The following is a 19,387-nucleotide window of genomic DNA, read 5'->3' as shown; positions in this document are numbered from 1 at the left end:
ACTTCGATGCCGGCGTAGAGGCGGGACGGCGCCGCCGGATCGACGGCGAGATAGCGGGTTCGCGATTGCAGTTCGGGACTCGGTGGAAAAGAGGCTCCCTGGCTCGCGTTGCGCACCCCTTCCAGTTCTTCCCAGCCTTGGCCGTTTTTTTTGTAAACCGCCGCCGGTATCGTCCCGACCATCACCGTGCCGGGGAGAGCGAGCACGGAGAAAAGCATCATTTTGGGAACGTTGGGATTCGCGCGCTGCCAGTGAGCGCCGCCGTCGGTGCTGAAGAAAAGACCGGAGTGTTCGGTTCCGGCATAGATGAGCCGCGGATTTTCGGGATCGACCGAAAGGCAAGTGAGCGACCAGTACGTCAACGCGCGCCGGACATAGCGCCACTCTCCGCCGTCCCGCTCGAAACGGTACCAGCCCGACATGGTGGCGACATGCAGCGCGCTCTTCTTGCCGTTGGGTTTGTCCATCGTCTCTACATTATTTCCGATTTTCTCGTCCCCTCACCTTGGTCCTCTCCCCCGTTTCGGGGGAGAGGGAAGGGTGAGGGGGTCACCGTTTACTTCGGCTCCAGATCTCGATCAGCTCGCTCGATTCAACGATATCCGCGAATCGCTCCATGCGTTTCAGCGCCGCGTTGTGGCCTTCTTCGGTGTACGTGCCGACCGCGTCGCGCGCAACGATCATGAAATAACCGCGGTAAAAGCCGTCGCGCACCGTCGCCTCGATGCCGCCGTCCGTGGTGCAGCCGATGATGACGATCGTGCTTGCTCTCAAGTTTGCGAGCAGCGTCTCGAACTCGTTGCCGATGAACATCGTCGCGCGCCGTTTGTTGATGACGAGATCGCCTTCGCCCGAAGCGAACGGCGCCATGAGCTGCCAGCCGAAGCTGCCATGGAGCCGGCGCGGCTTCAGCTTCGCCGGATGATCGACGTTTTGTTCCTTCAGAGCGCGGCGGATCCACGCCGGCGATTCGTCTTTCCACAAAAAGGGAGTCTGGCGGGTGTAAACCGGTTTGATACCGGCATGGCGCGCCGCGGCGATCAGGGGCGGCGCGTTCTTGATCAGCTCGGTTTTGTTGAAAGAGCCGCCTGCCTGATCGTTCTGCATGTCCCACACGAGAAGGACCGTGTGCGCCGGCTCGACGATCTCGCCGAGATCGGTAGGAATCTTTCTGCCGTCGAAATCGATCATAGCACTCGTCTGTGTTCTAATAATCCAGTCATCGCTCGAAGTCCACTCATTGCATTGCGGGCGCTGGATTGACAGGGGCCAGACGCGGAGATAGTTTGATCCCGCATGTCGCGGAAAGCCTATCTCAAGACCGCGGGCGTGATCTTCCTTACCATTGCCGCGCTCCATCTTTTGAGACTTCTCCTTGGATGGGAGGCCGTCTTTGAAGGCTGGGTCGTGCCTCATTGGGTGAGCGTGGTCGCCCTTGTCGTCTCCGGCTATCTCGCCTACGAAGGCTTTAAGTTAAGCCGGAGTTAAGGCTATGCTGAAGCCATCCGCATTCGCAACTTCCCTCGCTATTCTCACCGGGACGTTTTACCTTCTCTTACATCTGATCCGGCTGTTCGCGCCGGTCACTTTCCGCTACTTTTACAATTCCCAGTTCATGGGCGCGGACGTGGCGTCTCTCATGTGGCGCGAGATTCCCATCGGCAACTTCATTATCAGTTTCGTCATAGCGGTCCTAACAGCTTGGCTTTTCGGCTACGCGTGGGCCTGGCTCTACAATAAATTGACAAGATAAAAGCGGCGGTCCAGGCTACGTCGATAGGCGCATTTGCTTGAAAATTGCTCGCGTGAGCGGACTCTCGGGATCTGCGAGGTGCGACGAGAGCGCGTAGTGATGCGCGCCGTAGATTTCGAGATACTCGCTTGGGACGCCCCCCTCTTTGCACAGCGCAAAGAATTTCTCCGACTGCTCCTTCCAACCCGTGGGCTCGGCACCGCCGACGGCGACGATCAGAGGCGCGTGGGGCAAGGGAGGATGGAGGAACGGGCTGTTTTCCCGCGCGCTCTCCGGAGTGAGCCGAATTTCCCTATTCACGTCGATGTGGAGAACGGCGTCGAGGTCGTAAACGCCGGAGACCGCGGTTGCACCTTTGATCAGATCGCGCGGCAAACCATCCTTTTCCCAATCGTGCGCGAGGGCCATGGCGACGAGATGGCCGCCCGCCGACAAACCTGAAATGCAGAGCTTAGAAGGATCGCCGTTGTAGCGGGAAATATTTTTGTGGGTCCACGCGATCGCCGCGCGCGCTTGTCCGACGATGTCGGTAACCGTGACGGTCGGACAGAGATCGTATTCCGCGACCACGACCGCAGCGCCCGCGTTCACGAACAGCTCGGCGAAATGACAGTTCTGTTCCTTGCTGCCGCTCCGCCAGTAGCCGCCGTGAAAATAAATCAGCGCCGGCGCGCCCGGCTTCGCCGCCGGAAAGATATCGGACACCTGCCGCGGCGAGTCGCCGTAGGGGATGTCGAAAAAAGATTTGAGTGTCTTCCGGACCCTTTGACTTACGTTGTTCCTCTCTTCGGCCCAACGCGCATGATCCGGCGCGGATTTCTGCGGATCGAAATGCCGTTCCAGCTCGTCTTTCGTGTAGTTTTTGTAGACCGTCGCGTTCATTGCCTGCCTCTTAAATAAGCCGTCTGTCACCGGGAACTTAGCATTACGTGAATCCCAGTCAAGAGAGATTGCCCACGTTGGCCGGGTTTGCGGCACCGAAGGCGAGCGATTACAATGACGGGGTGCTAAGCGAAGAGGAAAAAGCAGAAATGAGAGAGATGGCCGCTTCTATTACTGTGCGCGATGAGTTCCGGTTGATGCGCAATCTTTCGCGTGAGCGTCAACGACGACTAAGCCTCGACGCTTATATCCGATTTTTAACAGCGATGTCGCGATTAAGACCGGGAGTTGCTTCGCCAAGGCCTTTTATTGAATATACGAACGTCAAGCTTTAGGGAATTTAGTCTGCATCCTGATCATCCGGACGCCAGCCGTGGCCGGCCGTCGGGGCCGCGCTCGAGGCTGCAGGCGGCGGCGATTTCGTCGCGGTAGCCGAGCCAATGTGCCAAGGCTTGCCGCATATTTTTCACGACAGGAGTCCGTCTGCCGGTAGGGACGTGGTCGAGGATCGACTTCCACGCGGCCGCGCGATGGTCGCCTTCGACCTCGCGATGAGCCTTGGTGAGCGCGAGGTGCTCCAGACGAAGACCGTAGTGTCTCACCAGCGGATGATCTTTGAGCGGCGGTGCATTGCGTCGGAACGCCGTTCCGTCGATAGCGGCGCGGTCGTCCTTGGTGCCTTCGATGAAAATGGTTACGAGGGCCGCCGCGATTTCCCAACCACGGCGCTGAATGGCCGCGTCGAGAAACGCTCGGTAGACTTTCGCCGCGGGCAAGAGTTTTACTTTTTCAAAGCGACGGAGATTCATGCCCAGGCCGCGGGGATATTCCAAGAAGAGCTCCGGATGCGGCCGGCCCGCCGTCAGCCCGCCGGTTTCTTCCTCGTAAAGGTTTTCGGCAAGGGCGCGCCGGACTTCCGCTATCGGACACTGCACGTAGGCCCAGCCGACCATCATGGGAAAGTCGCGCACATAGGTCGCGTACTCCTGCTCGAAGTGAATATGCAATCGCTGTTTGGGAACCAGGCCGGAGGTAAACGCGGGCCAAGCCCAATGATCCTTCCGCTCCATCACCCTGAACAGCTCGCGGTAGAAGCTATCGAGGCGCATCGCTCTATTGTTCTAAAATCTTTTTCATCTGCTCGATGATGTCCCGCGGCTGCGCCACCGCCTCCTTGGCGAGCGCTTCGATGGCTTCTCCGGAGCTCGGATCCGCCTCCAGTTTTTTCTTTTTCACGTCGTCCAGGAAGACCGGGTCCTGCATCGTCTTCATGAAGGCCTCGCGGAGAATCTTGACCCGGTCGGGAGGAACGCCGGGCGGCGCGATGATGGGACGGCCGAGATCGCCGGAGGCGAGGACCGCCGTGACGAGCCTGCGCGTCGCTTCCGGCGTTTTATGTTGATTCATAAGCTCGAAGATGGTCGGCACGTCGCCCGCCCGCGGGTCGCGGGCGCGGCCGGTTTGCAGGAGAACGCGCACCAGATTGTTTTTGCGCCAGGTGCCGAACGGCTCGCGCGCGTAAAAAGTCGGAATGCTGAGCGCGCGACACTGCACTTCTCCTCTTTCCAGCGCCAGGTCCTGCTCGGATCCTCCTTTATATCCCATGACGAGCTGGAACTTGGTCCCGAACGCTTCTTCCATCAGCTTGGGAACGAAGTGCCCGCTCGTGCCGGTCCCCGTCGCCGAGCACTTCGGCGGCTCCGGCGCCTTGCGGATATCCTCCAAAGTTTTATACGGAGTGTCTGTGCGCATATAAAATAGCCAGGCGGTTTTTTCCGTCGAGCCGATCCAGTTAAATTTGGCCCAATCGAACTGCACCTCCTTTTTTCCCATGAGCTGGTCGAGATAGACCGAGGGTCCGATCGCGCCCCAGGTCAGGCCGTCGGGTTTCGCGGTGTTATAGATCGAATTCGCCGCGATCAGCGAACCCGCGCCGGGCATATTTTGCACGATGATGCCGGGCTCGCCGGGGATATGCCGGGGAAGATGCGCCGCCAGAAGCCGCGCCCAGATGTCGTAGCCGTCGCCGGCGAGATAGCCGACGACGATCGTGATCGTCTTGCGCTGGAAGAACGGCGCCTGAGCTTTCAATTCCGCGGGCAGCAGGAGGAGCGCGGAAACCGCTAAGAGTATTTTTTTCACCGCAACCTCCGTCGAGTAAGGTTTTTCAGGAGCGAAGCGCAGTAAGCATCATAGTTAAATGATCGAATGCCCAAGCGTCAAGCGCGAATAGGCCGGGCAAAAGAGGAATACTAAAAGCAAACGGGCCCTCTTCCCCGGGAAGAGAGCCCGTTCGCGGCGCCATCGCGCCAAAAAAACTTTTTCGAAATTTTTCTGTCTGCCCGTCAGCCCGCTTTAACGCGTTTCGACAAACGATCGTTGGTGACTCTTTTGAGTCTTCTGGTAGCCTTCCTTCTTGTGGTCGGCTTTGCGACCTTGCGCCTTCAGGCGTTAGAGTTGAGGCTACTTTCAGCCGGCCGCCGCCGAGGACACGCCGTCCTCAGACTGCGGGCGTTCTTGGCCCGGCGGAATTTCCTCTGCCATTGCGAGCCCCTCCTTTATTGTGAGGCTTTGATTCTCACTGTAGCGCGCAGTTCAAACTTGTCAAGAGAAATTTCGGGAAGTTTAATGACCCACCATTTTGGTGAGCCGCTCTTTGATGATCTTTTCGGCCTCGGCAACCATCGTCTCGACGATCTCGGCCGCGGGTCTTATCGAATCGATCAGGCCGGCGTCTTGCCCGATGAAAAGCGGCGCGTTTTCGGCGGCGCCGTCGCGCCGCGCTTCGAGAACGGCCTTCCACGCCTCGCGTTGGTCGCGGCGCAGCGCCCATTCGCGGCCGGCCCAGCGCTCGATGAAACGGTTACGCAGCGCGCGCGACATCGCTCCGGGCCAGACGCGGCCCGAGGCGATGTCCGGGATTTCCGTCAGCAGCGTGTCGTGGCCGTCGCTCCGGAGGATCGCCTGCTTGAAATTCGAGTGGAGCGGCGACTCGTCGGTCGCCATAAAACGCGTGCCGACGAGAACGCCGTCGGCGCCGAGCGCCAGCGCGGCAGCGAGCCCGCGGCCGTCGGCGATGCCGCCGGCGGCCAGCACCGGCAGCGGCGCGACGGCTTTGACGACCATCGGCACGAGCGGCATCGAGGCCATCCAGCCGACGTGGCCGCCGGCCTCGGTGCCTTGAGCGACGATCACGTCCGCGCCCGCGTCGGCCGCACGCCGCGCCTCGCTTACCTCGCCCGCCATGTGCATGACTTTGCATCCGGCGTCGTGCGCGCGTTGAAAGTAAGAGCGCAAATCCTGATCGGTCCGAGCCCAAGCGAACGATGCCACCGCCGGGCGCCCTCCGAGCGTGACGGAGAAGCGTTCCTCATCAATCTCGAAGAGCAAGTGGTTGATGCCGAACGGCTTGTCCGTTGCTTTGCGAATCGCTTCAGCCTCGGATTTGATCTGCGCGGCGTTAATGCCGGACGTTCCCAGTGTGCCGAGCGCGCCCGCGTTGGAGACCGCCGCCACGAGCGGCGCGGAAGTCGCCCCTCCCATGCCGCCGAGAACGACGGGGTGGTCGATGCCGAGGAGGTCGCAAATTCGCGTGTGGATCATGTGAATCCCCCGAACAGAGGGCCGAAGATTACTTCTCCAGCATTTTTTTCATTCGCTCGACGATTTGCCGCGGTTGAACGTTGACCTCTTTCGCCAGAGCTTCCAGCTCGTCGCCCGGCGTCGGATCGATGTCCAGTCCTTTCTTTTTCGCCTCGGCCAAAAGCTCGGGATCGTTCAGCGCCTTCCGATAAGCTTCGCGCAGGATTTTAACCTGCTCCGCGCCCGTTCCCGGAGATGCGACCATCGGCCGGCCGAAATCGCCGCCCGCCAGAACGACGGTCGCAAGCCGCCGGGCGGCTTCGGGCGTTTTGTATTCGTTCATGAGGTTGGCAAATGTCGGCGCGTCGGGCAATCTCTCGTCGGGCTTTTTGCCGGTCTGAAGCAGGATTCGGACAAAGCCGTTCTTGCGCCACGTGTGATACGGCTCGCGCGAATAATAGGCCGCGATCGTGAGCGCGCGACAGTGAATCTCGCCGCGCTCGGCCGCGAGATCGATATCGGCGCCGCCGGGATAGCCGGTAACGACGTTGAACTTTGTGCCCAGCGCTTCTTCGATGAGCTTCGGCAGGTAATACCCCGTCGCTCCGGTTCCCGTGCTGCCGCACTTGGGCGGTTCCGCCGCCTTCGCCACGTCGTGAATCGTCTTGTACGGACTATCGGCGCGCATGTAGAGCAGGTGATTCGAGCGGTCGGAGCTGCCGATCCAGGTAAATTTCGCCCAGTCGAATTGGACTTCGTTGCGGCCGATCAACTGGTCGAAGTAGAGCGTGGGCAAAATGGACCCGATCGTCAGCCCGTCGGGCTTCGCCACGGTGTAAAGATAATTCGCCGCGATCATCGAGCCGGCGCCGGGCATATTTTGCACGATGATCTCGGGCTTGCCGGGAATGTGTTTGACTAGATAGGGCGCGGTCAGCCGCGCGTAGAGATCGTAGGCGACTCCGGCGGGAAAGCCGGCGATGAGCTTGATCGTTTTTCTCTGGAAGTACGGCGTCTGGGCTTCAAGAGTTCCGGTCCCTATAAGAAAGACGAAGAAAGCACTTGCGATTCGCTGCATCGTTCCAGCCCTCCTGGCGACTACGGATCGCTATCTTTCCGCCGCGACTTTCAATTCCATCGAGCCGATCTTCTCGATCGTGCCCCTGAGCCGGTCGCCGTCGGCAAGCTTCTTCACGCCCGCGGGCGTGCCCGTCGTGATGAGATCGCCCGGGCGCAAGGTCAGACAACTGCTCAAGAAGCGGATGTGCTCGCGGATGCCGCATATCATGTCGCTCGTGTGCGCGGTCATCGCCGGCTTGCCGTTCTGCTCGACGTCGATCGAGAGGTTCTGCGGCTCGTCAATCTCATCTTTAGTTACGATCCACGGGCCGAGCGCGGTGAACGTGTCGAAGCCCTTGCGTAGGTTCCGCGTGTTGTGCCGGCCGCGGCCCCAGGGATCGCGCTGGCTCAGGTCCCAGCAGATCGTGTAGCCGAAGATATATTCGAGCGCTTTCTCCTCGCTCACGTAGCGCGCTTTCTTTCCCATCACCGCGCACAGCTCGCACTCGAAGTCCACGTCCTTGGAAATTTTGGGAAGGATCACGGTGTCTCCGGGACCGATGATCGACGAGGTCGGCTTCAAAAAAAACTCGGCCATCAGATCGTCCTTGCTGAGCTCCGACCGATCCGAGCTTCCCATCTTGATCTTCATCTCTTCCTGGTGCGCCTTGTAGTTCGCCGCCGCGGCCCAGAGCGAGCCCGGGTTCAATATCGGCGCGAGCAACTTGACCGAGGCGAGCGGCACGGGCGAAGCCGTTTTCATAGCGTCGCGCGCGCACTCGATCGCGGCAGGCTCGTTGGCCAGCGCGTTGATCACCCCCAGCATGGTATACCGCTCCCTCACGTGGCCGGCCTTCACCAGAGCTTCTCCGATCGGATAGACCTGGTCGCCGTCAATGACGCCGGCTTGATTCGAGTTGTAATGGCAAATTTTCATACTTCCTCCGGTTGACGGCGCTAGCGGCTCAGGCGGCCTTCGCGCCTGAGCTCGTTCTGCGCCTGTTTCAAGATGCGGTCGTTGATCACGCGCTCGACGGTCATTTTTTTATCCACCAGGCCGGAGCGGATGTCCTCGTCCAGCATGAGCTGGATGCCGTCGACGGCGACCGAGAGATCCGGCGTGAGGCCGGGAGCGTAGAGGTCGTAGGATCGATCGACGATGTCGGGCTCGCCCTTGAGGCCGGCTTCGTAGCCCGCCTTGATCGCTTCCTTTTTATTTTTTTTCGCGAGCTGGATTCCCAGGATCAGCGCCTTCAAAAACCTCTTGCTGGTTTCGGGATATTTTTCCAATAAGGTGTCGCGGGCGGTGAGCATGCTTTGCGGGATCGCGAGCGACTCGCTCATGTTGACGATCAGCGGGAACCCTTTGGCCGTGAGACGGACGGCGTCCTCGGGAGAAAACGGCGCGGCCGCGACCAGACCGTTCTCCAGCGCCGCCGCGCGCATCGTCGTGTTGCCGACGGCGCGGAGGATCACGTCTTTGTCCGGTTCGAGGGCGTGCTTTTTCAAATAGGTCCGGACGGCGAAGTCGGAGAACGCGCCGGCGCCGGTTACGCCGACGATCTTACCCTTGAGATCGGCGACGGTCTTGACTCCTTTGGCGCCGACGACGGCGTAGTTGACGCTGTTCGATATCGAGCCGATGATAGACACGTCGAGGCCGCGAGAGCGCGCGCGGATCACGGCCTGGGCGCCGCCGATGCTGCCGAAGTCGGCGTCGCCCGAAACCATCGCGGCCAACGCCGCCGGTCCGCCGCGAATAAAAACCGGCTCGACGTTGAGTCCCTGCTCTTTGAAGTAGCCCTTGGCCATCGCGACGCGAAGCGGAATCTCGCTGTTCCAGGAGAGGCTCACCAAAACGAGGCGGATATTTTTCTTCTCTTGGGCAGCGGGCGTTGCAGCCTGCAAGCAAAATAGAAAAGTTGCCGCCGCTAGAACAATGTTGAATTTTGAATTTTGAGTTTTGAATTTAAAATTCATAATTCATCATTCATAATTCAAAATTGCTATATCACGAAGAGCGGCGCGATGGGAATCTCGCGCGCGAGCTCGCCCATCTCGACGAGCATTTTCATTTCATCCTCGGCGATTTTCAGCTCCGTTTCCGTAAAAGTGAATTCAATTTTGGGATAGCGCGCCGAGGCTAAAATCGCCTCGCGGTCGCCGCCGTAGCGCGCCAGGAACTTATCGGCGATCTCCGCCAGGTGCCGCTCGCTGTACGCGAAGGACGCTTTAAACGCGCTTAAAAGTTTTTCTCTCAGCTCCGGATGCTCGCGCAGAAGCGGCTCGCGCACGGCGACCATGTGCTTGATCATCTCGGGAAAGCCAGTGAGCGCCTGCCATGCCTCCCCGTCCGTGTAGAGGCAGCGCACTTCCCGATCCCGCTCGCCGCGAAAAAAAAACTGGTCGATCAACACCACGGCGTCGGCTTCGCCGTTCTTCAATGCTCCGAGCAGTTCTTCCTGAGGGAACGATTGCCATTCGAGCGTCGCTTCGTCGACGCCGTAGCGGTGTTTCAGCAGATAGCGGTGCACCGCGTGCGGCGTCTTATGATGCGAGGCGACTCGGCGGCCGGTCAGATCCTCCGGTCTCTTCACCGGCCCATCGGCGCGGACGAACATGCCGTTGCCCTTGGCCGTGGATTTCCATTCCGTGGAAATTCCGGCGATCGGCGCGCCGGCAAGTTTCACGCGGAGAAAGTTGGGCAGGTAGAGATTGGCGAGTTCGACGTCGCCTTCGATCAACGCCTCCTCTTGCGCGCGGCTCGGAGGATCGGGAACTTCGACGACGGAGACGTCGAGCCCGTCGGCCTTCACGATGCCCGCGGCGATCGCATAGTAAGTGCGAAACATGCAAAAACGGTTGCGGTAGTGCGCCAGGGTTACATGCATCGGCGTTTCTATTTGAGGCCGATCTCTTGCCGGGTCTTGCCGCACACCTCCAGCGCCGCCAGCGCGTAGACTTTCGTGCAGTTCACCATGTTCTGGATGCCGACGCCGCGCCGGACCCCCGAAGGGTTGTCCCACTCGGTGATCCGGGGCTCGGTGGGATCGATCAAATGCGTTCCGAAGCCCGCGCCGTAGGTGATCACCGGAACTCCGTAAGACGCGATGCGCGAACCGTCGCTCGTGATGCCGTAGCGCTTGGCCATCGGGTATTGCACCGGCTTGCCGAAGACCTGTTGATGCGCCTGCTCCATGACCTTCACGACTTTTTCGTCTTTGGAGATCTCGTAGCCGGTCGTGGATAAATAGAGCTGGACTCTGGTCTTGATGTCTTTTTCTCGTTCTTCTACTTTCGCGCAGACCGCTTCCAGCTCCCGTTGGATCGGCATCGTCGGCGTCCCCGGCAGCGTCTTCACGATCACATAGAGGTGCGCCGCCGGCTGAGTGCCGGGCTTGAAAGGGTTGCCGCCTTCGATCGCGCCGATCTGGACCGTCGGCAGCATGAAAGGATGCTTGAACTTTTGCTGATAGTCTTTTTCCCAATCTTGTATCGCCTGCGCGACTTTGCTCGCCTGGAGCACGAAGTTCTCGGCTTTTCCTTCCACCGTCACGTCGGCCCAAACCAATCCCGCGTTGCCGATCTGAAGCTGCAATCCGGTCGGCTCGCCGATGATGCACATGTCGGCGGTGACGCCGTGGTCCATCATGTAGCGCGCGCCGACGCCCGCGCCGCGGTAGGTTTTGCCGGAAAACCTGCCGACCTGCGCCTTCTCGATTTCGCCGACGACGCCGGAGATGATGATGTCGCCTTTGAGCGGTAAGCCGGATTTCTTCAGCATCTCCACCGCCACGATGTAACAGGGAAAAGCGTTCTTCATGTTGACCAGGCCTCGGCCGTAAATTCGGTCGCCTTCGACCTTTGTCTCCTGCGGGTTGTCGAAGTGATCCATGTGGGCGCAGAACATCAAGGTCGCGCCGCCGCCGGAGCCTTTTAATGTTCCGATGACGTTCGGCCGTCCTTCTTCCACCTCCTGGTAGCGGACTTCCATGCCGAGGCCAGCGAACTCTCCGCCGAGATAATGGGCGATCTCGCTCTCTTCGCCGGTGATGCTGACTATGTCGGCGACTCTTTTAGCGATGTCGACGAGCCGCGCGCGATCGAGCTGCTGCAATACTTTTTCCTTTTCTCCGTTCATGGGTGAATCTCCCGCCACCACATTTATGTCAGCGGCGGGCCGGGGTCAACAGAGAGAAGTGCAAAGCACGCCTGGGGGTTTCTTGGAGGGCCGATGCGTGGGACGAGGAACATCAAGCGTACCGTAGAGCTTCTTTTAGAACTCTCGTGCCGCGTAACACCGGACGTATCGCATCGGCCCGGAGAGAGACCCGCGGGCGGGCGAGATGAACCTTTTTCAAAGGTTCCGCCAAAATATTTGACGGCGGGGAGTTTTTCACTTACATTGTTCCCATGCTTGTTGGAATGGATATCGACGGCGTGGTGGCGGATTTTCTCGGTCCGTTTCTCCGCTTTGTGGAGAAAAAAACCGGCTGCGGTCCGTTTGCGGCGGAGATGATCACCGATCTCAACTTCGGAGACCATCCCGAGCTTACGGAAGAAAAACTGCGAGCATGCCTGGCCGGCCTCGCTCATGAGCGGGACTTTTGGCCGCAGCTCGCTCCGCTGTTGGCGCCGTCGGAGTGGGAGGCGTTGGAGGCTCTAAGCCGCCGCGGGCAGCTCGTCTTCATCACCCACCGCCATGGGCACGATACTTACGACATTCATCAGGTTACGTCCGACTGGCTGCAGAGGCACGGCATCAGCAAGCCGGTGATTCATTTCACCCAGGAATACAAATCCGCTCTGGTCGAGAGCCTCGGCGTCAAGCTTTTTGTCGACGATCGCTATGAAAACTGCCGGGAGGTGGCGGAAAAAACCCAGGCCACGGTGATCATGCCGCACCGCCAGTACAATCAGTCCTTCGCGCACCCGCGGGTCAAGAGAATCAAGAACTTCAACGAGCTGCTGGGCTATCTGAGATAGCGCGCGCGCATCGCACTACGGGCCCAAGTCGGGCGCAGGAGTTAAGACGGCCGGTCATGATTCTTGAAGTCGCGATTCTCGATGTGAAGCCGGGGCAGACGGGTCGCTTCGAGGCGGCCTTTGCCGAAGCGCAGACGATCATCGCATCCGCGGAGGGTTATCTCTCGCACGAACTGCAGCGCTGTATCGAGACGCCGAACCGCTACCTTCTGCTCGTACGATGGCGCGCGATCGAGGACCATACCCAGGGTTTTCGCAAATCGGCGGCCTATCTCGAGTGGAAGCGCCTGCTGCACCATTTCTACGATCCCTTTCCTACGGTCGAGCACTATGAGCTCGTTGCTGGCACCGGCATTTAGCAAAGAAAGACGTGGCCTACATCGAATCGAACCTGCTGCCGGACGAGCGAATCGTTTATCTGGCGCGCCTGCACTGGATCATTTTTCTCAAGTCGTTTTTACTCATCGCCGTCGGAGCGGCGCTGCTCTGGGTGGAGCCGATCACCGCGGGCGTCGTCGCTCTCTTGGGTTTCCTGGTCTGGCTGCCGGCTTTCGTGCATTACAGGACTTCGGAATTCGGCGTTACGACGAAGCGCGTCGTCTTCAAGGTGGGTTTCGTGCGCAGGCGGACGTTGGAGTTATTGCTAAGGCACGTCGAGGCTATCCTGGTCGATCAGAGCGTGCCGGGAAGAATCTTCGGCTACGGCTCGGTCACGCTGACGGGAACGGGCGGGGTGCGGGAAATTTTCCACAATGTCTCCTCGCCGCTCGAATTGCGCCGGCGCATTCAAGGACAGGCGTCGTAGAAGAGCAAGGACAGTGAGTCGGCTAAAGCTATTTGGCGATCAGTGAGTCCAACGATATTCGAGCAAAGAGGGTTTCGGTTCTTTTTTTCTCCCGCGAGGAAACCCGTATGCATGTGCATGTCCATTGTGGACATGGAGAAGCCAAGTTCTGGATGGAGCCGAGACTTGAATTGGCGCAGAATTACGGCTTAAATAACAAAGACCTAGGCACGGCTCGAAGTCTTATAGAAGAACATGAAGATGAAATCCGAAAAGCTTGGCAAAAACACTTCAGACCCTGAGGTTACGCACGTCTCGAAGCACGGATTCTGGCTTCTGCTGAGCGATAAGGAGTTTTTCGTGCCTTTCAGTGAGTTCCCTTGGTTCAAGAATGCCCCGATCGGAGCAATATTGCGGGTCGAGTGGTTTGAGCCGGATCACCTGCACTGGCCGGACTTGGACGTAGATTTGTCCCTTGAGTCTATTGAACATCCGGACAGATTTCCGCTAATTTCGAAATCTTCTTCTTAATCATTACGCCCGATTCACCGCTCACGGCTTCCGCTCGTAAGAACTTCGCGCATGAGCGCCGCTAGGCCGGCTTGATCGGGGCGACGAACTGGTCGGGGCTGACGCCCGGAGCGATGCGCGCGACTTTGGCCAGGATTTTTTCCTTGTCGGCGCTGGTCTTGGCCTTGGCGAAGCGCGCGCGCAGTTTTTTCAAGCTCCGGCGCCTTACGCGGCGGGCGTGCAGCTCATTGCGGCGAATCGAACGGGGCATATCGACCTCCCGGACTCCGTCAGAGAAGCTTGGCTACCTCGGACTCGTTGAAACCCAGAATCTTTTTCTTGCCTTTGACGATCACCGGCCGCCTCAGCAGGTTCGGCTCCTTTAGAATGAGCTTGATTGCCTCTTCTTTCGACGGCGGCTTCTGCTTCATGTTCCGCTCGCGATAGAGCTCGTTCCGCGAATTAAGGATGTTCTCCACCGGCTCGTCGGCGACCAGCTCGCGCAGCTCCTTCTCGCTAAGCGGATTTTTGCCGTATTCCCGCTCTTCGAACGCTACTTTCTTTGCCTGCAAGAAACTTCTTGCTTTGCGGCAGGTCGTTCAGGTGGCTTTGTAATAAAATCGGACCGCTTCCGCCATCTCCGCACCCTCCGCTCCGGCTTATTTTTCGAACGCGCTCTTGAGCATCGGCTCCAACTCGCCGCGCTCGTGCAGCTCGTGCAGGATGTCGCAGCCGCCGACGAATTTCCCGTTGATGAAGACCTGAGGGATCGTCGGCCAGTTGGAGTAGCGCTTGATTCCCTCTCGCACAGCAGGGTCGGACAGCACGTCCGCCGTTTGAAAGGGAATGCCGTAGGACCGTAAAATCTCCACGGTGTGGGCCGAGAAGCCGCACTGCGGAGCATTCGGGTTGCCCTTCATGTACAGCATCACTTTGTTGTTCTTCACCTGCTGATCGATTTTAGATAGAACGTCATCAGCCATGAATGGCCTCCTTTATTTTTGCGCCGCGCGCTCCCATTGCGCCGGAGTGTAAGTCTTGAGAGCCAGGGCGTGGATGCGCTCGCTCCCCAGACCTTCCTTGAGCACTCCATAGACGATCTGGTGTTGTTCCACAAGGCTCTTGCCCTCGAAGGCCTCAGAGATGATCCAAACCTGAAAATGGTCGCCGCCGCCGGTCAGGTCGTCCACCCGCACGACGGAATCGGGCAGCGCCGTCTCCAAAGTCGTCTTAATCTCGTCGGGACTCATGAAAAAAGTCTAATCGCTTATCCGCGATCTTGCAAGTCGTGATGAGGCGTTTCGCCCACAACGCAATGACACGGGTGGTTTATGACAGAGAGAAATGCAACTAGCTGGGGGGCTGCTCTGGCTTCTGGGTTTTTAGTATCCGCAATGCTTCCTCATAATGTCGGATGGCTTCGTCTCTTCTGCCCAACAAACCGAGGATTTTTCCTAAAACCTCGTGCGGCGCCACAAATTCCGGCTGGAGCCGGACCGCCTCTTCTAGCTGCTCCACCCCCTTTTCGATCTGTCCTTGAGCGAGGAGAATATTACCCAAATAGTAGCGGGCGGCAGCAAAATCCGGCTGCGCGTCGACGAGCTTTTGAAACTCCTCTCCTGCCTCCTCGACCCGTTGCTCCTTCGTCAGAGCTAAAGCCAAATTGAAGCGGGTGTCGATCAACGCCGGGTTGAGTTCCAGGGTTCGACGATAATGCAGGATCGCGTCTCCAAAGTCGCCCCCGATCGCTGCAATGTTGCCTAAATTGTTGTACGCTTCCGCGTAATGAGGAAGGATTCTAGTAGCTTCCCGCAAGTGGTTTTTTGCCTCGTCGAGATGGCCCAGCTTTGCGAGAAGATTGCCCAGATTGTTGTGCGCGATGGCGCGCGCAGGCTCGATGCCGAGCGAACGGCGGTAATGCTCGACGGCCTCTTCCAAGCGGTCTCGCTTCGTGAGGAACCTCGCGAGATTGTAATGCGCAATACTCGATGGAAAGCGGGAATCCTCGGTGACCGCCAAGACGTATCGCCATAGACGCTCCGTGTCGTGCCAGACCTGTGTTTGTCTCCAGGTCGCAACGCCAAGCGCGACGGCAACGGCTAGGCCACCGGCAAGGACGGAAATCATCCGGCCTGCATGGCCGTTGAGCCGGCGCCACCAAAAAAGGATGGCGCCGCTCGCCAGCATCGCCCAAGGCAGGCAGGAAAGATAGGTGTAGCGGTCGGCGGCAAACTGCGGCCCGCTCTGCAGGACCCCGAGCACGGGGGCCGCGACGACGATATAACAAATCCAACCGGCGAGCAGAGCGGGCCTTCGGTTCCTCACGAAAAACAAGCCGAGGCTGATCGCGATCACGATGGCTGCGCTCAACAGAAAGGGCCAATCCCACGGATCAAAGCTGCTGGGAATTTCGTACAAAGGAGACAGTCGCAGAGGCAAAATCGTCTTGTACAGATAGAAGGCGAGCCCGAATGCCACTTGAGCCAACCGCTGGGCGACCCCGTAGTCAAGCAGAGTTTCCATCGCCCCGGCCTTGTGTTGCGCGGCGGCTGCAATCGATCCGGCCGCCAAGGCCAGCAGCAAAAATGGAATTTTTTCAAACCAGACCCAGCGGTTTGCCGCTCCAAACCGGCTTTCCGCTCCACTTCCAATGCGTCTCAGTGGATAGACATCCAGCACGACAAGAACGATCGGCAGCGTAATGCCGCTGGCCTTGGAAAGCAGCGACATAGTATAGAGCAGCAGACTGGCCAACAGCCAGGACAGGCGGCGGCGACCGTCCGCTGCGAGTGCCGCGGCGCGCAGATAGCATAGAATCGTCAAAAGGTAGAATAAGGCCGACAGGACATCGCGCCGCTCGGTCGCCCAAGCCACCGATTCGACCCTGAGGGGATGAAGCGCGAAAAGCAGCGCCGCAAAACCGGCGCTTGCCGTCAGAGCCAAATCTTTGCGGCTCTCGGTGGAGCGAAGCGCCAGGGACAACAACCGCAAGGCAAGAAAATAAAAGACTACCGCGTTGGCCGCATGCAGCAGCAGGTTGGTCAAATGGTAGCCGAAAGGATCCAGCCCCCAGAGAAGATAGTCCATGCCCCACGTCATCCAGGTGAGCGGCTGGTAATGCCCCGTATGGAACGTGGTAAACATCCAATAGAGTTGCGTCCAGCCCAATCCCCGGTAATGGGGGTTTTCCAGAAAAGTCAGATCGTCGTCCCACTCCACAAATCCGTTCTGCAGCGAAGGGAGAAAGGCCGAGACGGTTAGAAGAGACAGCGAAACTGGAAGCAGCCAGTAAATAAGCCTGGTGATGCTCTTTACTTTCGACATTGATTAATGAGATTAAACTCACGCCTGCGGGTCGAAGTCGCGGCGGCATTTTTTCATCATCGCGCGCAGGTCCTGGCGCAGCTCTTCGATCGTTGCGCGGCCGACGAACCAGTAGCCGCAGTAAATGTTGTGCACGGTTAGGTCCGGCAACAGCGAAAAAGCATACGGGATCGCCGTCTCGCCGCGGGATTTCGACTTCTCGACCATGTCTAACTCGTGTACCACGGCGCGGTCTTGATCGCTCAAAAACGGGAAGGTCGCGCCGAGTCCGGCTTTGAAGGCGGCGCTCACCTCCGGCGGATCGACGCTCGCGACCGCGAGCTTGCAGTAGTTCACCGCCAGCTCTTTCTGAAACTCCGTCAGCAGGCGCAACTGCACCTGGCACTTCGGTCACCAATAGCCGCGGTAGAAAACCAGGATGAGCGGAAAATTCGCCGCGATCTCCGACAGCTTGAGATTTCTGCCGTCGTCCGCCGCCATCTCCAGATCCGGAAAGCGTTTGCCGATGGATTGATTCATTGACGTCACTGTCCTTTCTCTCAAGCCTTTCGCCTTCGATAACGTTTGACGAAGCAGACCCTCACGGCATCTTGGCGATAATCTTGTTCATCTCGTCCGCCGAGTAAGCGCGCATCGTCTGGGTGCGTATGTTCCCCAGCGAGCTGACGGCCAAGGACAGCGCCGTCATCGCCTCGTCGTTGGGCGCGTCGGCGATCAGGATGGCGTCGCACGTGCCCATCGTCCAATAGGTCTCTTTGACCTTGACGCCGAGCTTCGTTCCCGCTGCGCTTATCGCCTTGGCCCTTTCGGTGGTTTGTTTGACGTTGCGGACTCCCTGGTCCGTGAAGTTGACTAGGACGACATAGGTAGCCATCATTATACCTCCTTACAGAGAAAGGATGAAATATGAAAGCGGAAAACGGAAAGGGAATGAGGGAAGAGCGCATTTTTTCATCCTTCAGCCCTCATCCTTCATCCTTTTCACGTCTCCAGCGTGCTCGGGTGAAACATATCCTCAGGCGCGAACCGTCTCGGCGTCATGCCGTGGCGGTGCGAGTAGTCGAGCATCTTATCGACCTCGGCGCGCGTCTTGTGAAATCCCCACGGATAAATATCCCGGCCCGCCGCGGCGCGCTCTTCTTCCCACAACGCGCGGAACCAAAGGGAAGTTTGATGGACGCGCTGCCATTCGAGCCACTCGTAGCAGCGCGCTTTCGATTCCTGCCACGCGTTGAATATGCTCATCGCCACCCACGGATGCTTCTCCAGCGCCTCGGTTTTGATCAACAGCGTGTGCATGATGGGGAAAAAGCCGGTGCGCTTGAAATAGTCGCGCTCCAACGCCGCGTGATTGGGAAAGAGAAAATCGATGTCGGCATCTCCCGGCGCCCACGTCGCCGTCGTGATGCCGGCGGCCACTTGACCGCTCGCAAGCAGATCATGTTGGTTCACGCCTTTGGGGGCGATCTCGAGCCTGAGCCACGACGGCGCCTTCCAATCGCCGATGCCTTCCCAGCGGTCGGCGACCCATGTGATCGAGCCCAAGTCCACGCCGTATTCGTCTTCGAGAAGGCCGCGCGCCCACAGCGCCGTGGTGGTGAACCAGGTCTGGATGCCGACGCGCCGTCCGTTCAGATCCGCGGGCGAGCGGATGCCCGCGCGCTTGTTGACGTAGATGTACGAGTGGCGGAACATGCGCTTGACGAAGATCGGGATGGCGGTGTAGCCGAAGGTCTTGCGCGCCAGGTCGGCGATGTAGAGGCCGCTGTAAAATTCGGCGACGTCGAAGTTGCCGTCGCGCACCGCCTTCGGCCGTCCCGGATCCTTCGCGACGCGCACGTCGAGGTCGATGCCTTCCGGCTTCACCGTCCCGTCGATCAGGGCTTGAGCACGATCGTACGGACCGCAGGTCATGGTCAGCTTCAATCCCACTGCTGTCGCCTCTTCGACGTTGCTTCAAAATCGCGCCGCGGCGCGCTACTTCGGCGGGGCGTAAAGCTGGAGCAGGTTTCCCTCGGTGTCGAAAAAATAAAAGCCGCGCCCGGTGGCGCGTTCCACGGTGGGAACTTCGTGGATTTTAACGCACCAGTCTTTCATTTTTTTGACCGCCAGCTCGAAGTCCTCGGGCTCGACGACGAAAGCCTGATGCGTCGCGCCTTCTTCCTTGAGCGCGTTCTTCTCCACGGCATGGGGGCGCTGGAACAGCACGACCATGTCGTCACCGGAGCGCAGATCGGCGCGGTTGAGCTTGTCGCCCATGTCGTCGCGATTGAGCTTGGCGACGGTCATGCCGAGAAGTTTCGTGTAGAATCCGACCGCGCGCTCCATATCGTTCACGGGAATTCCGATATGATAAACTCCCTTGGTTTTGATCATAAAAGCACCCTCCGGCCTTTGCCGCTCATACCATGGGATGATATCTATCATCAAACAGAGAGTTCGCAAGCAACGCAACGGAGGCGGCAAATGACAAAGATGATAGACCCGCTCGGCCACCACGATTGGGA

The 19,387-nt window shown here is 59.0% G+C and carries 28 protein-coding genes and 1 pseudogene; 8 read left to right on the top strand and 21 right to left on the bottom strand.

Annotated elements, in window-relative coordinates:
• Nucleotides 1-467, bottom strand: a 467-nt coding sequence (locus VGL70_24820; protein HEY3306757.1) for a hypothetical protein, incomplete at its 3' end; no start/stop codon positions are given.
• Nucleotides 468-549: 82 nt separating this feature from the next.
• On the bottom strand, nucleotides 550-1,191 hold the full coding sequence (locus tag VGL70_24815) for a cysteine hydrolase (GenBank protein ID HEY3306756.1): 642 nt from the start codon (nucleotides 1,189-1,191) through the stop codon (nucleotides 550-552).
• A 105-nt stretch (nucleotides 1,192-1,296) separates the two neighbouring features.
• Here VGL70_24815 and VGL70_24810 point away from each other — a divergent pair, with 105 nt between their 5' ends.
• Both VGL70_24810 and VGL70_24805 read left to right on the top strand, forming a co-directional pair.
• Nucleotides 1,297-1,488 carry a hypothetical protein gene (locus VGL70_24810; protein ID HEY3306755.1) on the top strand — a complete coding sequence of 64 codons (192 nt, stop codon included), beginning with the start codon at nucleotides 1,297-1,299 and terminating at the stop codon, nucleotides 1,486-1,488.
• A 4-nt stretch (nucleotides 1,489-1,492) separates the two neighbouring features.
• Complete coding sequence (locus VGL70_24805; GenBank protein ID HEY3306754.1) at nucleotides 1,493-1,753, top strand: DUF5676 family membrane protein; 261 nt, start codon at nucleotides 1,493-1,495, stop codon at nucleotides 1,751-1,753.
• A 15-nt stretch (nucleotides 1,754-1,768) separates the two neighbouring features.
• On the opposite strand, the gene VGL70_24800 is transcribed toward VGL70_24805, so the two are convergent.
• Nucleotides 1,769-2,635: an alpha/beta hydrolase gene (locus tag VGL70_24800; GenBank protein ID HEY3306753.1), complete on the bottom strand. Its 867-nt coding sequence runs from the start codon at nucleotides 2,633-2,635 to the stop codon at nucleotides 1,769-1,771.
• Nucleotides 2,636-2,712: 77 nt separating this feature from the next.
• Between VGL70_24800 and VGL70_24795 the strand changes: the two genes are divergently transcribed.
• On the top strand, nucleotides 2,713-2,970 hold the full coding sequence (locus tag VGL70_24795) for a hypothetical protein (GenBank protein ID HEY3306752.1): 258 nt from the start codon (nucleotides 2,713-2,715) through the stop codon (nucleotides 2,968-2,970).
• Nucleotides 2,971-2,991: 21 nt separating this feature from the next.
• On the opposite strand, the gene VGL70_24790 is transcribed toward VGL70_24795, so the two are convergent.
• From VGL70_24790 to VGL70_24755, 8 genes are all read right to left on the bottom strand, one after another.
• Nucleotides 2,992-3,744, bottom strand: coding sequence for an iron-containing redox enzyme family protein (locus VGL70_24790; protein ID HEY3306751.1), 753 nt, complete (start codon nucleotides 3,742-3,744; stop codon nucleotides 2,992-2,994).
• Between the two features lie 4 nt (nucleotides 3,745-3,748).
• A complete protein-coding gene (locus tag VGL70_24785) occupies nucleotides 3,749-4,777 on the bottom strand; it encodes a tripartite tricarboxylate transporter substrate-binding protein (GenBank protein HEY3306750.1) in 1,029 nt (342 codons plus the stop codon).
• Between the two features lie 483 nt (nucleotides 4,778-5,260).
• Entirely contained in the window at nucleotides 5,261-6,238 is a 978-nt protein-coding gene (locus VGL70_24780) for a nitronate monooxygenase family protein (GenBank protein ID HEY3306749.1), read from the bottom strand.
• A gap of 28 nt (nucleotides 6,239-6,266) precedes the next feature.
• Entirely contained in the window at nucleotides 6,267-7,295 is a 1,029-nt protein-coding gene (locus tag VGL70_24775; GenBank protein ID HEY3306748.1) for a tripartite tricarboxylate transporter substrate-binding protein, read from the bottom strand.
• 30 nt (nucleotides 7,296-7,325) lie between these two features.
• Entirely contained in the window at nucleotides 7,326-8,213 is an 888-nt protein-coding gene (locus VGL70_24770) for a fumarylacetoacetate hydrolase family protein (GenBank protein ID HEY3306747.1), read from the bottom strand.
• A 20-nt stretch (nucleotides 8,214-8,233) separates the two neighbouring features.
• Nucleotides 8,234-9,256 carry an ABC transporter substrate-binding protein gene (locus VGL70_24765; GenBank protein HEY3306746.1) on the bottom strand — a complete coding sequence of 341 codons (1,023 nt, stop codon included), beginning with the start codon at nucleotides 9,254-9,256 and terminating at the stop codon, nucleotides 8,234-8,236.
• Between the two features lie 26 nt (nucleotides 9,257-9,282).
• Nucleotides 9,283-10,167: an MqnA/MqnD/SBP family protein gene (locus tag VGL70_24760; GenBank protein HEY3306745.1), complete on the bottom strand. Its 885-nt coding sequence runs from the start codon at nucleotides 10,165-10,167 to the stop codon at nucleotides 9,283-9,285.
• A gap of 8 nt (nucleotides 10,168-10,175) precedes the next feature.
• Nucleotides 10,176-11,417 (bottom strand): M20/M25/M40 family metallo-hydrolase, encoded by a 1,242-nt coding sequence (locus VGL70_24755; protein HEY3306744.1) that lies wholly within the window; start codon nucleotides 11,415-11,417, stop codon nucleotides 10,176-10,178.
• 284 nt (nucleotides 11,418-11,701) lie between these two features.
• Between VGL70_24755 and VGL70_24750 the strand changes: the two genes are divergently transcribed.
• From VGL70_24750 to VGL70_24730, 5 genes are all read left to right on the top strand, one after another.
• The gene (locus VGL70_24750; protein HEY3306743.1) at nucleotides 11,702-12,262 is read left to right on the top strand and encodes a hypothetical protein; all 561 of its coding nucleotides are present in this window, start codon (nucleotides 11,702-11,704) and stop codon (nucleotides 12,260-12,262) included.
• A 56-nt stretch (nucleotides 12,263-12,318) separates the two neighbouring features.
• Complete coding sequence (locus VGL70_24745; protein HEY3306742.1) at nucleotides 12,319-12,621, top strand: antibiotic biosynthesis monooxygenase; 303 nt, start codon at nucleotides 12,319-12,321, stop codon at nucleotides 12,619-12,621.
• An 11-nt stretch (nucleotides 12,622-12,632) separates the two neighbouring features.
• Nucleotides 12,633-13,067, top strand: a complete 435-nt coding sequence (locus tag VGL70_24740) for a PH domain-containing protein (GenBank protein HEY3306741.1) — start codon at nucleotides 12,633-12,635, stop codon at nucleotides 13,065-13,067.
• 107 nt (nucleotides 13,068-13,174) lie between these two features.
• Nucleotides 13,175-13,348, top strand: coding sequence for a DUF4160 domain-containing protein (locus VGL70_24735; protein ID HEY3306740.1), 174 nt, complete (start codon nucleotides 13,175-13,177; stop codon nucleotides 13,346-13,348).
• A complete protein-coding gene (locus tag VGL70_24730) occupies nucleotides 13,308-13,577 on the top strand; it encodes a DUF2442 domain-containing protein (protein HEY3306739.1) in 270 nt (89 codons plus the stop codon). Before VGL70_24735 ends, VGL70_24730 begins: the two co-directional genes overlap by 41 nt.
• 61 nt (nucleotides 13,578-13,638) lie before the next feature.
• Here the strand turns inward: VGL70_24730 and VGL70_24725 are convergent, their stop codons facing one another.
• From VGL70_24725 to VGL70_24680, 10 genes and pseudogenes are all read right to left on the bottom strand, one after another.
• The gene (locus VGL70_24725) at nucleotides 13,639-13,827 is read right to left on the bottom strand and encodes a DUF6800 family protein (GenBank protein HEY3306738.1); all 189 of its coding nucleotides are present in this window, start codon (nucleotides 13,825-13,827) and stop codon (nucleotides 13,639-13,641) included.
• A gap of 19 nt (nucleotides 13,828-13,846) precedes the next feature.
• Nucleotides 13,847-14,143: pseudogene (locus VGL70_24720) on the bottom strand (ArsC/Spx/MgsR family protein).
• Nucleotides 14,144-14,215: 72 nt separating this feature from the next.
• Nucleotides 14,216-14,539, bottom strand: coding sequence for a Grx4 family monothiol glutaredoxin (grxD, locus tag VGL70_24715; protein ID HEY3306737.1), 324 nt, complete (start codon nucleotides 14,537-14,539; stop codon nucleotides 14,216-14,218).
• A gap of 12 nt (nucleotides 14,540-14,551) precedes the next feature.
• On the bottom strand, nucleotides 14,552-14,806 hold the full coding sequence (locus VGL70_24710) for a BolA family transcriptional regulator (GenBank protein ID HEY3306736.1): 255 nt from the start codon (nucleotides 14,804-14,806) through the stop codon (nucleotides 14,552-14,554).
• A gap of 100 nt (nucleotides 14,807-14,906) precedes the next feature.
• The gene (locus tag VGL70_24705; GenBank protein HEY3306735.1) at nucleotides 14,907-16,880 is read right to left on the bottom strand and encodes a tetratricopeptide repeat protein; all 1,974 of its coding nucleotides are present in this window, start codon (nucleotides 16,878-16,880) and stop codon (nucleotides 14,907-14,909) included.
• An 18-nt stretch (nucleotides 16,881-16,898) separates the two neighbouring features.
• Nucleotides 16,899-17,258 (bottom strand): redoxin domain-containing protein, encoded by a 360-nt coding sequence (locus tag VGL70_24700; GenBank protein HEY3306734.1) that lies wholly within the window; start codon nucleotides 17,256-17,258, stop codon nucleotides 16,899-16,901.
• A 12-nt stretch (nucleotides 17,259-17,270) separates the two neighbouring features.
• Complete coding sequence (locus VGL70_24695) at nucleotides 17,271-17,399, bottom strand: hypothetical protein (GenBank protein ID HEY3306733.1); 129 nt, start codon at nucleotides 17,397-17,399, stop codon at nucleotides 17,271-17,273.
• A gap of 61 nt (nucleotides 17,400-17,460) precedes the next feature.
• Nucleotides 17,461-17,754 (bottom strand): GYD domain-containing protein, encoded by a 294-nt coding sequence (locus VGL70_24690; GenBank protein HEY3306732.1) that lies wholly within the window; start codon nucleotides 17,752-17,754, stop codon nucleotides 17,461-17,463.
• A gap of 107 nt (nucleotides 17,755-17,861) precedes the next feature.
• Entirely contained in the window at nucleotides 17,862-18,812 is a 951-nt protein-coding gene (locus tag VGL70_24685) for a PhnD/SsuA/transferrin family substrate-binding protein (GenBank protein HEY3306731.1), read from the bottom strand.
• 45 nt (nucleotides 18,813-18,857) lie between these two features.
• Nucleotides 18,858-19,256, bottom strand: a complete 399-nt coding sequence (locus tag VGL70_24680) for a VOC family protein (protein ID HEY3306730.1) — start codon at nucleotides 19,254-19,256, stop codon at nucleotides 18,858-18,860.
• Nucleotides 19,257-19,387 lie beyond the last annotated feature (131 nt).

Source organism: Candidatus Binatia bacterium, assembly GCA_036504975.1.
Classification (GTDB): domain Bacteria; phylum Desulfobacterota; class Binatia; order UBA9968; family UBA9968; genus JAJPJQ01.
The sequence above is the reverse complement of the archived record's forward strand: the minus strand, read 5'-3'. Positions and strand labels throughout refer to the sequence as shown.

Bases quoted from the DNA above. Each gene is read 5' to 3' on its own strand.
- VGL70_24815 (HEY3306756.1), bottom strand. From the start codon at position 1,191: ATGATCGATTTCGACGGCAGAAAGATTCCTACCGATCTCGGCGAGATC.
- VGL70_24810 (HEY3306755.1), top strand. From the start codon at position 1,297: ATGTCGCGGAAAGCCTATCTCAAGACCGCGGGCGTGATCTTCCTTACC.
- VGL70_24805 (HEY3306754.1), top strand. From the start codon at position 1,493: ATGCTGAAGCCATCCGCATTCGCAACTTCCCTCGCTATTCTCACCGGG.
- VGL70_24800 (HEY3306753.1), bottom strand. From the start codon at position 2,635: ATGAACGCGACGGTCTACAAAAACTACACGAAAGACGAGCTGGAACGG.
- VGL70_24790 (HEY3306751.1), bottom strand. From the start codon at position 3,744: ATGCGCCTCGATAGCTTCTACCGCGAGCTGTTCAGGGTGATGGAGCGG.
- VGL70_24780 (HEY3306749.1), bottom strand. From the start codon at position 6,238: ATGATCCACACGCGAATTTGCGACCTCCTCGGCATCGACCACCCCGTC.
- VGL70_24775 (HEY3306748.1), bottom strand. From the start codon at position 7,295: ATGCAGCGAATCGCAAGTGCTTTCTTCGTCTTTCTTATAGGGACCGGA.
- VGL70_24770 (HEY3306747.1), bottom strand. From the start codon at position 8,213: ATGAAAATTTGCCATTACAACTCGAATCAAGCCGGCGTCATTGACGGC.
- VGL70_24765 (HEY3306746.1), bottom strand. From the start codon at position 9,256: ATGAATTTTAAATTCAAAACTCAAAATTCAAAATTCAACATTGTTCTA.
- VGL70_24760 (HEY3306745.1), bottom strand. From the start codon at position 10,167: ATGCATGTAACCCTGGCGCACTACCGCAACCGTTTTTGCATGTTTCGC.
- VGL70_24755 (HEY3306744.1), bottom strand. From the start codon at position 11,417: ATGAACGGAGAAAAGGAAAAAGTATTGCAGCAGCTCGATCGCGCGCGG.
- VGL70_24750 (HEY3306743.1), top strand. From the start codon at position 11,702: ATGGATATCGACGGCGTGGTGGCGGATTTTCTCGGTCCGTTTCTCCGC.
- VGL70_24745 (HEY3306742.1), top strand. From the start codon at position 12,319: ATGATTCTTGAAGTCGCGATTCTCGATGTGAAGCCGGGGCAGACGGGT.
- VGL70_24735 (HEY3306740.1), top strand. From the start codon at position 13,175: ATGCATGTGCATGTCCATTGTGGACATGGAGAAGCCAAGTTCTGGATG.
- VGL70_24730 (HEY3306739.1), top strand. From the start codon at position 13,308: ATGAAATCCGAAAAGCTTGGCAAAAACACTTCAGACCCTGAGGTTACG.
- VGL70_24725 (HEY3306738.1), bottom strand. From the start codon at position 13,827: ATGCCCCGTTCGATTCGCCGCAATGAGCTGCACGCCCGCCGCGTAAGG.
- grxD (HEY3306737.1), bottom strand. From the start codon at position 14,539: ATGGCTGATGACGTTCTATCTAAAATCGATCAGCAGGTGAAGAACAAC.
- VGL70_24710 (HEY3306736.1), bottom strand. From the start codon at position 14,806: ATGAGTCCCGACGAGATTAAGACGACTTTGGAGACGGCGCTGCCCGAT.
- VGL70_24705 (HEY3306735.1), bottom strand. From the start codon at position 16,880: ATGTCGAAAGTAAAGAGCATCACCAGGCTTATTTACTGGCTGCTTCCA.
- VGL70_24695 (HEY3306733.1), bottom strand. From the start codon at position 17,399: ATGAATCAATCCATCGGCAAACGCTTTCCGGATCTGGAGATGGCGGCG.
- VGL70_24690 (HEY3306732.1), bottom strand. From the start codon at position 17,754: ATGGCTACCTATGTCGTCCTAGTCAACTTCACGGACCAGGGAGTCCGC.
- VGL70_24680 (HEY3306730.1), bottom strand. From the start codon at position 19,256: ATGATCAAAACCAAGGGAGTTTATCATATCGGAATTCCCGTGAACGAT.